Raw genomic sequence first — 14,887 nt, 5'->3', positions numbered from 1 at the left:
ACAAGATCACGGCTCGCGCTTCACCAAGGCAAGAGCTCGGCTATGCCTCCCAGCCAGCGCAGCAGGAAGAAGCCCCCCATTCCACCCACCACCACAACCAGAGTCGGCAGCCGCAACAGGGTCAAGAGCATCACCCACAGGGTGGCAGTCAGGTAGTCAGGATCCCAGTCAAGACCTATCCCCGGCTCGTAGCTAAAGACGATGGGCAACCAGATTGCAGTCAGCACCGACTGAGCCGAAAAGCCGAGAAACGCCCCCATCTCGGCACCCGGCTGATATCGGGTCAACCGAGAAAAGAAGGCGAAGCGGTTGAAAAAGGTGATCAGGGCCAGCAGGCCAATCATCAGCCAGCTCACGCTACCTCCTCATCCGGTGCAGCACATAGCCCACCACCATGCCAGCCAGAGCCGAGACGATGATGTGGATCTCCGCCAGCAGCGGCTTGGTAAGCAACGCTGTGCCGCCGCTCACCAGAGTGGCCGCCACCATGGGCAAGTTTTTCATGGCGGGAATGGTCATGGCGATGAAGGTGGCCGCGATGGCAAAATCCAGCCCCATGCTGTCCAGTCCATCGATGTACTGACCGGCCGCGATGCCGAGCAGGGTCGCCAGATTCCAGAACAGATAGAAGACGAATCCCGCGATGAGCGCGTAGGCCGGATCAAAGTGGCCGCTGCGCTCCCGGTCTTTCAGCGCCACAGCGAACATCTCATCAGTCAGGAAAAAAGCAAGGCTGGCCCGCCAGCGCAGGGAGAGCGGCAATACGTCACGGCGGAAGGTGAAGCCGTATAGCAGATGCTGGGAAGTGATCACCATGGTGGAACCCATGATGGGCAGCAGGGGCGTGCCCGCCCCGAACAGGGTCGTGGCCGAGAGCTGGGCGGCTCCGGCGTAGACCAGCAACGACATCAGCTGAGCCTGAAGCGGACTCAGCCCTGCCTGCAACGCCAAAGCGCCACACAGGATCCCCCAGGGGATCACCGAAATGGAGAGCGGGAGCATATCCAGTGTGGCACGCCACCAGAGCATCCCCGTTCGCTCGGGCACGCTCGTTACTGACATCATGTGATCTTCCTTGTCACAGCCAAAGCGAGCCGAAAAAACTAGCACGGGACAGCAAGCGCTGTCACGTCATCACTGGCGGGAAATAAAACGCCCGCGGAGTCGCGGGCGTGCACAAGGGGATCAGGGCTCGATGACGATGGGCGTACCCGGGTCAATAGCGTCCCACACCTCATCCAGCTCGTGGTTGAGCATGGCGATGCAGCCGTTGGTCCAGTTGGAGGGCTGAACCCTGCGGTTGCCAATACTGTTGCGCTGGCCGTGGATCATGATCATGCCACCCGGACGAACACCCAGCTCATTGGCGCGCTTGATGTCATCCAGGTTCGGATAGTTGATATGGATGGCTTTGTAGTAGCCGGAATTGGTCTTCTTGTAGTCGAGGGTGTATCGCCCTTCCGGCGTACGCTGATCCCCTTCCTGCTGCTTGTGCCCCTTGGGCGCCGGGCCCAGAGCAATCCAGTAGCGCTTCAGTTCTTTGCCATCCTTCATCAGGGTCAGGCTATAGGTCGACTTCTTGACCACCACCAAATCGGCTTTTTCGGTAAAGGCAAAACTCAATGCGGGCCAAAGCCCCAACAAACACAGTAATACGGCTCTCATTCCATCCCTCGACAAGCCTCTGGTGCGGGCTTTTCTTGTTACCAGATCATCTGAACGATGCCCGCCGAGCGGCGAGCGAGCGCCATGATATTGGATCGCCATCAATACTCAATATGCCCGGCAAAACATATCTTGCCGCAGCAAGGCCATCTTCCTTGAACGCTGTCATTTGGCATTAGTAATTAACAGTTAAAACAACAAGATACAAAAATTATCGCGCTGGCACCCGGGGCAATGATCGGCGAAGATAACACTCCACTCCCCGACAGGATCATGCCATGCGCTCTTCGTGCCGCCTCGCCACCCTGCTGTTCTCGCCACTCCTGCTCTGGCTGCCTGCCAGTGTCGCCGCCGATGCGCTCTGGCTGCGCGAGCCCGCCCTCTCCCCCGATGGCAAGCAGCTTGCCTTCACCTGGCAGGGGCGCATTTTTGTCGCCAGTGCCGAGGGTGGCCCCGCCACGGCGCTCACCGGCAGCGACTACCTGAGCCAGCGGCCGATCTGGTCGCCGGATGGCAAACAGCTTGCCTTTGCCGCCAATCTCTACGGCAACGAGGATGTGTTCGTAGTGCCTGCTAGTGGCGGCGAGATGGTGCGCCTCACCCGCGATTCGCGCACCGATCTGCCGCAAGCCTTCAGCGCCGATGGCAAACGGCTGTTGCTGAGCAGCCAGCGCCTGGGGGCGCCCGATGCCGACCATTTTGTCGCGGAAGGCTACCAATGGGGCGAGCTCTACTGGACCCCGATCACCGGCGGCACCTTGCAGGCCGATCTGCCGCTGCCTGCGACCCTCGCCCGTCCCCACGGGGAGCGGCTCGCCTATCAGATGCCCGCGGCGGATCAACCCTTTCGCAAGCATCAGCACTCGTTCGCGGTGCCCCGTCTCTGGTTGTTTGATGGCAAGCAGCACAAGCAACTGACCGAAGATCGGGTGGCGGCCACCGATCCGGTCTGGAGCGACAAGGGGGACAGCCTCTTTTACCTGAGCGAGCGCAGCGGCGATTTCAACGTCTGGCGCCGGGATCTCGCCAGCGGCAAGGAGCAACAGCTGACCCACTATCAGGGCCATCCGGTGCGGGGGCTCAGCGCCTCTCGCAATGGCGATCTGGTCTGGTCATGGCTGGGTGAACTCTATCGCCTCGATGCCGGTAGCAGCGAGCCACGCCAACTGACCCTCACACCGCAAGTGGCGAGCGCGCCGGATGAGACGAGCGAGGCCCTGACCCTGGCAGACGAAGCGCTGGTCAGCGAAGAGGCGGATGAGCTGATCCTGGTGAGCGAGGGCAACCTGTTTGCCGTCGACCCCGAGCGGGAGCGGGTGCGCCAGCTGACCCGAGATCCGAGCGAGCAGTCCAGCCCCCTCTTCGCCGAGCAGGGCCGCGCCCTCATCTATCTGTCGGAGCAGCAGGGGCACGCCGCCCTCTATCGCCTGCGCAAGGGTAATCCGGATCTGCTGTTCAGCGATCCCGGCACTCTGACCGAGAGTCTGCTGCTGGCCATTCCCGGCAAAGGGATCAGCCGTCCGGTGCTCTCCCCCGATGGCAAGCAGCTCGCCTTCGTGGTGGATGGCCAGGCCATCCATCTGCTGGATCTGGCGAGCAACAAGCAGCGGGAGCTGGTGCCTGCCAGCTTCAACCCGTCGCGCCACGAGGTGCATCTCGCCTTTGCCCCCGACTCCCGCCATCTGGCGCTCACCTTCCGCCCCGATGCGGCAGAGCAGGAGATCGCGGTGATCGACACGGCCAACCCCAAGGCCAAACCGGTCAATGTCAGCCTCAACGGCTATCAGGATGGGCAACCGGGCTGGAGTCAGGATGGCGCCATCCTCTACTGGCAATCGACCCGGTTTGGCGCACTGGGGCCCGATGGCGAGCCCCTCGTCACCAACCTGCTCGGCATTTACAGCAGCCGCGCCGCCAGAGCCGATGCGATTGCCGAGCTGGAGCCGCCGAAAGGGGGATACGGCTTTGAGAGCGATCGTCTCAACCATCGCGAAGCGCTGCTGCTGCAACCCACCGGTACCCTGCTCGCCAGCCGCATCATCGGCGACCAAGTGATCTATCTGGTGGAAGAGATGGGGGTCAACAGCGAGAGCGAGATCAAGGGCTACAGCCAGGATCTGCGCAAGGGCAAAACCAGCGAACTGTTTGGTGAGCAGCCCGGCCCAGCGCTGGCAAGCCTCAACCAGCAGGGCACCCTGGCTACCCTGGTGCGGGATGGGGAGATCACCCGCATCCACCTCGACTCCGGCGAAGCCACCAGCGCCCCCTTCGCCTTGCAGCCCACCGGCCGCTGGCAGGAACGCATGACCGCCGCCTTCGATCAGATCGCCCGGCTCACCCGGGACGAGTTCTATCTGGACAACATGAACGGGGTGAACTGGGAGAGTTATGTCGCGGCTTACCGCCGCCTGCTGCCGGGCATCGGCAACCCGCGGGACTTGGGCAACCTGCTGGCAGAACTGGCCGGCGAACTCAATGTCTCCCACACCTGGGGCAACGGCCCCGCCCCCTTCCCGCGCATGGCGGACGAGACCGCCAGCCTCGGCGGCTACTGGCAGGATGGCGAGCAAGGGGTGATGCTCACCGCCCTGCTCTCTGGCGGCCCGCTGGATCAGGAGAGCAATATCGCCCCGGGCGCCCGCCTGCTCGCCATCAACGGCAGCCCGATTGCCAATCAGGCCGAGCTGGATCGGGCCCTCAACCATCAGGTCGGTGCCCGGCTCGCCCTCACCTTCCAGCAGGCGGGCAACAAGCAAACTGACGAGGTGGTGCTCACCGCCATCGACAAACAGCAGGAGTACCAGTTGCAACAGGCTAGCTGGATTGAGAAACGGCGGGAGCAGGTGGCCAGGCTGAGCGGAGGACGGGTCGGCTACGTCTATCTGCCTGCAATGAATAGCGAGGTCTACGATGCGGTGGTGGCGGATGCCCTCGGCAGAGAGCGCAATCGCGATGCGCTGATCGTCGATGTCCGCTTCAACAGCGGCGGCTATCTCGCCAATACCCTGGTGGAGTTTCTGACCGGCAGCGGCAGCACCAAGGGGATGGGCAGCAGCTGGCCCCGTCAGGGCAAGGGTGAGACCGACGCAGCCACCCGCCAGTGGACCAAGCCCTCGGTGGTACTGGTGAACGCCGCCAGCTACTCGGAAGGCTCCGCCTTCCCCGAGTACTACCGCGCCCTCAAGGTCGGCCCCATCGTCGGCGATCCGGTGCCCGGCACCGGCACCATGGTATACAACCACGACTCCCGGCTGATCCCGGGGCTCGCCTACGGCATTCCGACTCTGGGGCTACGCAAACCGGACGGCACCTTCTACGAAAATCAGGAGCTGATCCCGGACGTTCAGGTGCCGCTCACCCCCGCCGACATGGTGGCCGGGCGTGACCCACAACTGGAGGCGGCGGTACAAGCCGCCCTCAAGCAGTTGCCAGCCAGCGCCAAATAACGGCCCCCGTCGAGCTCAACGAAAGCGAAACAGCTCGCGATGCAGATGCCCGTCCGGCAACAGCCGGGTCAGGGCATCTGCCATCCCCTCCGGCCCGCAAAACCACACCTGCTCGGGCGCATCCTGCGCGATGCGAGCCAGATCCAGCCGCCCAGCCGCCTTGTCCAGATGCAGCTGATAGCACACACCGGTGCGATGACAGAGCTCGGCCAACCGTCGGTGGTAGACAGCCCCCGCCAGATCCGGTGCGCACTGGATCAGGGTGATCCCCTCGCCCCGCTCCCCACGGGCAGCCACCCCCTCCAGCCAGGCTACGAACGGCGTGATACCTATCCCGGCCCCCAGCCAGAGGGCTCGCCCTCCCCCTTGCGGGGCGACAAAGGCGCCATAGGGCCCGGTCACCACCACCCCATCCCCGACGCGCGCCTCTGCCACCAGCTGACGGGTATGATCCCCGAGCGCCCGCACCGCGATCACCAACTGGCGCCGATCCGCTGACACCCGCACTAGGGTAAAGGGGTGCGGCCCCTCCTTGGCGTCAAACTCGAAGAAGGCAAACTGGCCCGGGCGGTAATGGGCGAGCGGCCGCTCCAGCTGCATGGTCAGCTCGCAGGTCTGATCCGCCAGCGCCCGCACCGCAATGACCCGGCCCGGATGGCGATCCCGCGCCCCCACTTGCCCCAGCAGGGAGTAGAGGGCCCCGATAGCGCCGATCCCGCCGATCAACCAGATCGATACCCCAACAGGGGTCATGGCCCCTACCTGAGGCAACAGGCAGAGCCCGTGCCCCCACCCCGCCAGGTAGATGAGCGGCGCCAGCCGGTGGATCAGCCGAAAACGGCCATAACTCACCAGCGCCAGCAAGCTCACTACCACCAACGCGATCAGTAGATAGAAACTCCACTCCCCCAGGGTATTGCCAAGGGCATGGAGCGAGATGCCATTGCCTGCTCCGGCACCCACTTCGGCACCGCTGGCCCCACGCCGTGCGGGACGACTCAACCAACCTGCCGAGACCGCCCACTTGGGGGCCTCCACCAGCAGCCAGTGGGCGGTCAGCGCCAATGCGCCGCCGATGGCCGTCTGACGGTGCAATCGCAACATCCGGTCCAGACCGCCACACCACACCTCCAGCCGCGGCAGGCGCAACGCCAACAACAGCGAAATGGCCATATAGGCCATCCCCAGCAGGCCCGTCAGCAGCAACATCTCATGGCGCCAGGGCCACACCCCGTTGGCATCCCCCGCATAACCGAGCCACCAGACCCCGACCGCCAGCAGCGGCAACAGCCACCACATCCATTTGTTCGTCATAACATGCTCCCTGGTTACATCGCGGCAGGGCCTCCCCCCTGCTCATGGCTCCATTACAACCCCGTCCGGTCACAAGACTTTGCCAGAGGGGGAAGCTTGTGTGGCAATGTGTGACAAACGGAAACAAAAGAGGGGCCGACCGGCCCCTTATGATTACGGCGATTTTGAGGCAGTTCGCTTGCCCACCAACCGGTGCAGCAGCCTGTTGTATTTTGCCCAAGAGTGGATCAGCAGGAAGATGCCGAACAGCAGGGCCAGAAACAGTTGTCCCACTTCGATGGCATCCAGCGAGCCGATAAAGCTTTCACCCTCCTCCGCCTCCAGATAGTTGAGCCAGGGTTGCAGGGCCAGAAAAATCCAGCCGACCCAGGTCACCAGCAGGATCAGCAGATCCCGCAGCCGATACTTCCAGCTGCGCCGGGTACCGTTGCTGATGATCATCTCGTTCGCCAACTTATGTTTTGTCACGGAACGACTCCCCCCTGTCAGGACTCTCCCACACCGCCAACTGGCCACGACGACGCAGGATCGCCTTGGGCACCGCCACCACCACGGTCACCAGATTGAGCAGCCAGTAGATGAGCGGATACCAGACGCACCAGATAAAGCTGCGGGCCATGCTCTTGTCGTAGTGGTTGTCGATAAAGATGCTGACCCCGAACTGCACCAGACAAATCGCGGTCATCATCACCCCGGTCCACTGGAACAGATGACCCACCGCCAGTCCGCTCACGTCAGGCTCAATCAGCCAGATCAGCGCCAGCAGCAACATGCTGTAGCACCAGGCCACGCTGGAGAGATACTCCAGCAGCAGCAACCAGAAGCGGCGGTTGCGCCAGCGCATCGCCTGCAACCCGTAGCGCAGAAACACCTCGGCGCCCCCCTGCGCCCAGCGCAGCCGCTGCTTGTAGAGACCGCGTACCGTCTCCGGCATCAGCACCCAGCAGAGTGCCTGCGGCTGATAGTGGATGAGCCAGCCGGCCAGCTGCAGCTTCCAGCTGATGTCGATATCCTCGGTCACCATGTCATTGCTCCAGCCACCGACCGCCTCGACCGCCAGCTTGCGAAAGGCCACCACCACCCCGGAGACGGTAAAGACAGTGCCGTAGATCCGCTGGGCCCGCTTGATGAGGCCAATGATGGAGCTGAACTCGCCGGTCTGGATCTTGCCGATGATGGTGGAGCGGGTGCGCACCCGCGGGTTGCCGGTGACCGCCCCGACCCTCGGGCTCTCGATGAAGTGCTTCACCATCCAGCGCACCGCGTCATAGTCGAGCACCGCATCCCCGTCGATACCGACCAGGATCTCCCCGCTGGCCACCGCCAGCCCGTTGTTGAGCGCCATCGCCTTGCCCTGATTGTGCTGGTGGAGCACGGTCAGGCGCGGATCCTGCTGCGCCAGTCGATCCAGCCGCGCGCCTGTGTCGTCCTTGCTGCCGTCGTTGATGGCCAGCACCTCGAAATCGGGATAGCGCTGGCGCAGCAGGTGGCCGATGGTCTCCTCGACGTTGGCCCCCTCGTTGTAGCAGGGCACCATCAAGGTCACTCTGGGGTAATAGGGGAGCTCCAGCCCCCGCTTGGCCAGCGCAATATCCCTTCGCTCCCACTGGAAGTAGTAATAGAGACCACCACAGACCCACACCATGGCCATCAGACTGGGATAGGCCAACGTAAAGATGGCAATCCCTTCCAGAAGATCCTTCACCGCATCGCCTCCCCTGGGGTGGCTTTAGCTGCACTGACTGCGACCGGCGTCACCGGCAGCTGGGTCGGCTGAGGCTGGGTCTGCACCGAGAAGACCGGCTTGAGCACTGCCGGATCCGGCTGGTTGTTGTGAAAATCATCCGGGTAGTAGCCAAAGTTGGTCACCCCCTTGCGCTGGATGATCTGCATCCAGCGCGCCAACTCGGCATCGGGGATGGGCTGATCGGTGCGCCAGTTGCGGCTCTGCAGCTCGAACACCAGCCGATTGGCCGGCACCTGCGCCAGTGAATCTTCCGCCAGCCTGGCCAGCCACTCATCGGGGTTTTCTGCCTGTTCCATATAGGGCATCGCCATCACGGCGGTGTAGTCATAGGCCTTGGCAAACGCCGCCATGCTCTGGGCAAACCACTGTTGGGATTGCGGCTCGGTCACCAGCGCCGCATAGATGTTGCGGGCGGTTTTGAGGCCGTCGGCGCCCCCTTGGCGGTAGCGGGCGGCGGCATCGCGCAGCGCCATGGTGAAGTCGATCAGTAGATCGGTCTTCTGCTCCCCCTGCGCCTGCAGCGCATTCGGGGTGCGAGCCAGCGACATCGGCCCCTCGTAGTCGCTGAGGAACGCATCGTCATGGAACAGCAGACCATCGAACTTGGTGTAAAAACCGAGATCCTCATAGATATCCAGCAGCAGCTGACGACTGGCAGGATCCCAGGGCGAAAGGCGTAGATACTGCCCCTTGGCGGGGGCGCCGGTACGGCTGTCGGTGACATAGGCATGGTTCGGCCCCATGTCGTAGGCCATCACCGGCATCCAGGCGAACACCTTGACCCCGGCACGGGTCTTGAGCTGCCAGGCCACCCGGTTGAAGAGATCCGCCTTGACCGGCATATGACGGTTGGGGAAATAGAGCGCCTCCGCCACCCCGTCGCCGTTGTCATCGGCATAGGCCTGCAGATAGACGGTGGTGATGCCGTAACCCTTGATCCGATCCAGCAGCATGTCGATGTTCTTGTTCATCTGCTGCGGATCCTTGTCGTAGACATAGTCCAGATCCACGTGCACCAAGCGCTCCACCTGCCGCTCCCAGGTATTGCCCCCCATGATCTCATCCAGGGTTTCGAGGCTGGTGTCCTCCTCCAGCAGATAACGGCGCACCGTACTGCCCGAGTCACTCAGCTTGTTGAGCCCTTCCGCCAGGGTGAAGGTGTAGGGCATCCCCGCCGCACTGGCCAGCTCCAACGCCGTCTGGTTGAAGGCGCCGTAGGGCCAGACCAGGATCCGTGGTGCCCGACCGGTCTGCTCCCTGAGCTGGCTGGCAGATGCGTCGAAGTCCGCTTTTATCCGGGCCCGATAGTCGGCCATGCTCTCATAGCCATTCTGGCTCCAGCCTGCGGTGGTCACCGCCGGCTGCACGTTGCCCTGCGGGTTGGCAAGCAACCCGTAGTGGGAGGTGAAAGTGTGGGAGGCCAGCTCCACCAGTCCGGAGTCCTGCATCTCGCGGATCTGCGGCCAGCCGACGAAGTAGCTGCGCGGCAGTTTGTCATTGCCGTAGGGGACCATCTTGTCATCAGCCACATCCAGCCAGCTGCCCACCAGCGCAAAAACCGCCGGATAGTTGTAGAGCTTGAGCAGCGGATAGACCAGCCGGTAGAAGCTCTCGTAGCCGTCATCGAAGCTGAGCAGGATCGCCTTCTCCGGCAGCGGTGCCTTGCCCGCTTTGGCATCCAGGATCTGCTGGAAGCTGACCGGGTGATAGCCCTGCTGTTTGATCCAGTTGAAGTGGCGGATCAGGGTGTCGCGCCGGATGGTCTGGGGATAGAGCTTGAGGTTGGGGGTCAATTTCAGGTCGACGATATCGTGGTAGCAGAGCACCACATAGTCATCGGGTTGCCGGGCCGCCTGCGTCAGCGAAGGCAGCAGTGCAAGCAGCAAAACGAAAGGGGCAAGCCAGCGTCTCATCACATGAAACTCCATTGCAGATTGGCGAAGATGAAATTTCCGAACTCGGGGTTGCCGTCATAGATGGCCTGACGGCGGCCAAGGCCATAGCCCAGGCTGAGGGCGGGAGAGAGGATCCAGTCGTGGCGATAGCTGAGCTGCCACCCCTGATCGCTGCCATAGCCCTGCTGCCAGTAGTGGTTGCCACTCATGGTCAGGCTCTGTAGTAAAGAGCGGCGCCCATCCAGCGGCAGCCGGTAGCGCCCCGCCAGCTCCAGCTCCAGATTGCGATCCTGCAGGGGGTTGAAGTAGTCGACCTCCACCGCCTCGTTGCAGGAGGTGGCACCACGCAAGGTGGTATCGAACCACCAGCGATCCCGGCGCCAGAGATCCTGACGCAGCCAGCCGGAGGCGGTCAGCCGCCGGTTGCCATCGCTGATATCCATCTGCTCCAGTCGCAGTGCCCCCTCGCGGGTCTCATCCTGACGCCAGCCCAGATCGAGCTGGTATTGATCGGCGTAGTTGCCGCGCGCCAATGCCCGCAGCGGGGTGTCGGCACTGTTGAGGTTGATGGCCGTGCCCAGCGTCCAGTGATCATTCAACCGCCTGTCGAGGCGACTCCAGAGATAGCCTTTGTGGTTGAGCTCGCTCCCCGTGCCCCCCTCCAGCGTCAGCTGCAGCGGGTAGAAAGAAAGCTCGGCCCCCAACCCGGTATAGGCGGCGCGCTCGGGCTGCTGGTCGAACTCGCCAAAGCTGCCCTGACGACGGACAAACAGCCGATCACCGCCATCAGTGCGAGCGCTGTAGAGGCGGCTGTCGTAGCTCCAGTCACGACTGGCCTGCACCGAGCCCCCTTCGTTGCGACCATGAGTCAGGTCAGTGACAAATTGCGGGGCCTGCTCCAGAGTCAGCCGCTGCTGTAACTCCTGACGATCCCGGGTCAGGTTGCCGAGGGTGCGCACAGCCTGCGGCGTGCCCTGCCAGTCGCCCTTGTCGAGCCGGGCATTGAGGCGGCCGGGCTCGGCCAGCACGGTGCGTCCTGCAGGCAGCCAGCGCACAGCCTGCTGATAGGCCTGCTCGGCTTCATCGGGATGACCCCGCCAGCGGCGGATATCCCCCAGTTGCAGCCAGAGCCAGGGATTGGCTGGCGCGGTTTGCAGCCACGCTTCCAACTGAGCCTCTGCGGCGCCCGCCTGACCACGCCAGGCCTGCAGCAAGGTTTTCAGCTGTAATACCTTCTCGTAGTCGTCGTTGGCCATCCGCATATTGCCGGTGAAATCCCAGCGAGTCGGTGGCTCCTGCCAACCGGCCAGCAGACCCTGTGCCGCGCCATAGCGCTCGCCATCCGAATAGGCGTAGAAGCGCTTCTCCAGCAGGCGCTTGTCTTTGGCCCGTGCGGGGGTCGCCAGTTGCTGGTAAATCACGGAGGCCTCATCCACCCGTCCCAACCCGGCCAGTGCATCGGCGCGCGCCTCCAGCACATAGTCAGGCAATGGCCCCTCGGCCTGCAGCGTAGCGGACTCCCGTTCGGCTCGGGCAAACTCGCCGAGGGCCACCAGCGTCACCACTACATCTCGGCGGGCACTGATATAGAGCACATGATCGTGGGGGGCGCGGGCCAGGATCCTGTCTTGCAATGCCAACGTGCGAGTCAGGGAGCGGCGGGCCAGCGCCGGATCTTCGGTCTGGGCCGAGATCCGCAGCAGATTGACCGCCTGGTAGTAGTCGAGCCAGAGCCGGTCGACCGGTTTGAACAGCTTGGGGTAACGGCCCATCAGGTCTGCTGCCGCAGGCCCCGCCCCCAGGCTCACGGCTACCCGATAAAGTGCCAGCACCTGCTCGGGGTTATCCGGCTCCAGCTCCAGCCACTGCTGGCGGGCCAGCAGCTCACCCATGGGATCTTCACCCTGGCGGGCGGCATAGATGCGGGCTTCGAGGATCGCCTGATCGCGGCCAAAGTTGGCCTCATATTCACCCGCAGCGTGGCGGGCCAGCTCGCGGTTGCCCTGATCACTGGCAGTGAGAAACAGCCCGAGCCAGCCATTGCGGTTGGCGGGATCGCGTCCCTGCAGGATGCGGTAATAGCTGATCGCCTCGGAGTAGCGCTTCTCGTCGCGGGCGGCACGGGCCACCCCTTCCAGCGTACTGTTGCTGATGGGGCTGAGCTCGCACGGCTCACAGGCGGCCAGCGCCCCCTTGCGATCACCCCGCCACAGCTGCACGGCAATCAGATCATCGAGCACCTTGCCATCACCACTTTGTCGATAGAGAGCATCCAGCCCATGCGCTGCCGCATCCAGCTCTCCCGCCCGGGCCTTGATCACCCAGGCTTCACGCACTCTGTCCACCTCACTGGCACACACCAGCAGGGGCAACAGCGCCAATATCAAAAAGATGCGATTCATTCGCAACATACCACCCATAACAAACGCTGGTCATATCGTCCCTGCACGACCATACGGATATACACACCCGTCCGCTCCTGCCTGATGAGCAAGAGGGCTTCCTGACTTGTGTGCTGATTTCGAGGGTGAAAGGCGGGCAGCGGCCACACCTTTCCTATGTGCGGCCCAGCCATCTCCGGGCGGAGATCTGAGGCTTTCCGAACCCGATTCACATCGGGAGTGGCAAGGTGGGCGATTTTGCAGCTGTGGACAATTTAGTCAATCCGACAAGATGGGAATGGTTCTCAAAAAGATGAATAGATCAATCTTTATGCACAAAGGTGAGTGCAAAAAACACTATTAACAAAATAAACAAAGATATGAGGCGATAAGGTTCTAAGAGCTTATGGCCTGCTCTGTAGAGACTTGTTCATATGAATACATATTTAATCTGAAATCCGCATACCAAAACCATCATGCGACAGCCTGTGTCATCAGCATTTCTAAAGTCGCACCAGCCAGTCATCGCCGCGAACAGACATCAGAACCACGCCAAGAGTGCCCCCGGCTCAAGAACCGGGAGCATTCCAGCTTACGCAACTGAGGCTCGTGCGCTGTGGCTCAGGATCCACGCTTCGAAATCGGCCAGCATGCGGGTTTCCGACTCGCTGTTGTCGGCGATAAGCTCGGCGCCGTGTACTACCCGGATATGGGCGTCGATCGGGCCTCCCTCGCCAGCCGCGGGGCGCTGCTGGGCGGCGGCCATGCAGGCTTGCGCCTGTTGCCACGCCTCGGCGGCGATCAGGTTGCATGCCTCGGCCAGCGGCACCGCGCTGAATCCCTCGCCAGTCAGGCTGCGCAAAGTCTCATCGTGACTCATGCCATTGCCCGGTCCCCAGTAGTGGGCGGCCAGATCCGGCCCGATACGCGGGTTGTCGGTGAGGTAACCATCACGCTTGAGGAAGTAGGCGCGGGTCTGCTCCACCGCCATCAGCGCCAGCAGGTAGCCGTGATAGGCGCAGGCTGACTCCTGATTAAGAAGGTGCGGAATGGCCAGCAGCGGGCGCGGGCTCTCGACCCCGACAATCTTGCGCTCCCACTGGCGGGCCAGCGCCAGCACCGCCTCGGGGCTACGTTCGGCCTCATCCATGGCGTAGAGATCCCGTTCGAAGTAGGCCACCAGCGCGATCTGGCGCTCGTTGAAGGCACGAAACGGCTGACGCGCTTCGATCATCTCCTTGATGAGGACGTCGGGAACAGCCTCTCCCGCCGCATTTCTGGCGTAACGTTTCAGCCAGTCGGCATCGTCCAGCAGGCTGTCGCAGAACATCGACTGGGTCTCGGCATAGGCCATGGAGGTGGGCGGAAACTCCTGTGAGAAGCAGGGGGCGTTGCCGGTGACATTGGCAAAATGCGCGGCATGGCCACCCTCGTGGAACAGGGTGTTGAGGCCACTCCAGCCGCTGCCCACCTGCGCCGGATCGGCCAGGCTGGTGAAATTGACCACAGCTGGCACCCACTCCCCCTGCTGGAAGAAGCTCGGTACCGGGCCGTGGCAGAAGCCGTTCTCGTATTTCCCCTCCCGGGTCAGCAAATCCAGCGTCAGGGTCGCCCCGCGATACTGGATGCCGAGCCGGCGGAAGCTCTCGACCCAATCCCGCAGCGCCCGCGAGAAGGGCACGTAAGGATCGAGCTGGCGGGTCACGTCGCCGCTCACGCTGTAACGCAGGTTGTGGGGCAGCAGGGCCGCCTCGCCCTTGGCGGCCTTCAGCTCGACCAGACTCTGCTGCAACCGGGCGTCGGTGCGGGCAATAAAGTCGTCGAGGATGGCAAACAACTGCTCCGGGCTCATCTGCTCGTTCTTGCGCACCTTATAGTCGAAGTAGTCGCGATAGCCCATGGCGCGGGCAAAGCGGTTGCGGATCGCCACCACCTCGAGAAAACCGTTGCCGACCACCCACTGCTCCAGGGTGTGGAACATGGCGAGCGCGCTCTGGCGCACCGCCTCGTTCGGGCTGGCGGCGAGCGAGGTACTGGCGGCGGGCAGGCTGCCTGCGACCTGCTGGCCCTGCTCATCCAGCAGGGTCAGTTTCAGCCCCTTGCGGCGGGCGAACAGCTCCGCCTCGGCAGCTACCAGCTCATCCATCAGGGCGGCAGCGGCGGGATCTTCAATCACATTGCACTCGAAGAAGGCGATCCAGCCTTGCAGACCGCGCTTGAGATCATCCTCGTCGGCCTGCACCAACATCTCCCGCAATTCGGGCAGACGGGCCGGATTGGCACAAAAGGCCTTGTAGGCCTGCTCGGCCGTGGTGAAACCGGCCTGATCATCGCTGGTGCCCATATAGGTGGACCAGAAGAGATCCTCCTTGCGCCTGTGCACCTGCAGGTAGTCGGCGTTGAGCTGGTTGAAGTAATTCCTGGCAATGGAACTCATAA

Annotated in this window: 10 protein-coding genes; 1 reads left to right on the top strand and 9 read right to left on the bottom strand. The window is 62.9% G+C overall.

Annotated features, from left to right (window positions below):
* Positions 1-20 precede the first annotated feature (20 nt).
* From OKB77_RS09830 to OKB77_RS09820, 3 genes are all read right to left on the bottom strand, one after another.
* Positions 21-356: an AzlD domain-containing protein gene (locus OKB77_RS09830; RefSeq protein WP_005340292.1), complete on the bottom strand. Its 336-nt coding sequence runs from the start codon at positions 354-356 to the stop codon at positions 21-23.
* A gap of 1 nt (position 357) precedes the next feature.
* Positions 358-1,065, bottom strand: a complete 708-nt coding sequence (locus tag OKB77_RS09825) for an AzlC family ABC transporter permease (protein ID WP_005348822.1) — start codon at positions 1,063-1,065, stop codon at positions 358-360.
* A 120-nt stretch (positions 1,066-1,185) separates the two neighbouring features.
* Positions 1,186-1,665 carry a L,D-transpeptidase family protein gene (locus OKB77_RS09820; RefSeq protein ID WP_042084254.1) on the bottom strand — a complete coding sequence of 160 codons (480 nt, stop codon included), beginning with the start codon at positions 1,663-1,665 and terminating at the stop codon, positions 1,186-1,188.
* A 278-nt stretch (positions 1,666-1,943) separates the two neighbouring features.
* Between OKB77_RS09820 and OKB77_RS09815 the strand changes: the two genes are divergently transcribed.
* Positions 1,944-5,111: a S41 family peptidase gene (locus OKB77_RS09815; protein ID WP_150390214.1), complete on the top strand. Its 3,168-nt coding sequence runs from the start codon at positions 1,944-1,946 to the stop codon at positions 5,109-5,111.
* A gap of 15 nt (positions 5,112-5,126) precedes the next feature.
* On the opposite strand, the gene OKB77_RS09810 is transcribed toward OKB77_RS09815, so the two are convergent.
* The 6 genes from OKB77_RS09810 to OKB77_RS09785 form a co-directional block, all read right to left on the bottom strand.
* Positions 5,127-6,425, bottom strand: coding sequence for a ferredoxin reductase family protein (locus OKB77_RS09810; RefSeq protein ID WP_150390213.1), 1,299 nt, complete (start codon positions 6,423-6,425; stop codon positions 5,127-5,129).
* A gap of 153 nt (positions 6,426-6,578) precedes the next feature.
* Positions 6,579-6,893, bottom strand: coding sequence for a hypothetical protein (locus tag OKB77_RS09805; RefSeq protein WP_199415357.1), 315 nt, complete (start codon positions 6,891-6,893; stop codon positions 6,579-6,581).
* Entirely contained in the window at positions 6,880-8,130 is a 1,251-nt protein-coding gene (gene pgaC / locus OKB77_RS09800; protein WP_100654609.1) for a poly-beta-1,6-N-acetyl-D-glucosamine synthase, read from the bottom strand. The genes OKB77_RS09805 and pgaC overlap by 14 nt, the downstream gene beginning before the upstream one ends.
* Positions 8,127-10,085 carry a poly-beta-1,6-N-acetyl-D-glucosamine N-deacetylase PgaB gene (gene pgaB / locus OKB77_RS09795; RefSeq protein WP_199415356.1) on the bottom strand — a complete coding sequence of 653 codons (1,959 nt, stop codon included), beginning with the start codon at positions 10,083-10,085 and terminating at the stop codon, positions 8,127-8,129. Before pgaB ends, pgaC begins: the two co-directional genes overlap by 4 nt.
* The gene (gene pgaA / locus OKB77_RS09790; protein ID WP_265775982.1) at positions 10,085-12,469 is read right to left on the bottom strand and encodes a poly-beta-1,6 N-acetyl-D-glucosamine export porin PgaA; all 2,385 of its coding nucleotides are present in this window, start codon (positions 12,467-12,469) and stop codon (positions 10,085-10,087) included. Before pgaA ends, pgaB begins: the two co-directional genes overlap by 1 nt.
* Before the next feature lie 571 nt (positions 12,470-13,040).
* On the bottom strand, positions 13,041-14,885 hold the full coding sequence (locus OKB77_RS09785; RefSeq protein WP_265775983.1) for a M3 family metallopeptidase: 1,845 nt from the start codon (positions 14,883-14,885) through the stop codon (positions 13,041-13,043).
* Between the last annotated feature and the right edge of the window lie 2 nt (positions 14,886-14,887).

Source organism: Aeromonas sp. Y318-3, from assembly GCF_027706185.1.
Taxonomy (GTDB): domain Bacteria; phylum Pseudomonadota; class Gammaproteobacteria; order Enterobacterales; family Aeromonadaceae; genus Aeromonas; species Aeromonas veronii.
Note: the sequence above shows the minus strand (reverse complement) of the source record. Positions and strands in the feature narration are given on the sequence as shown.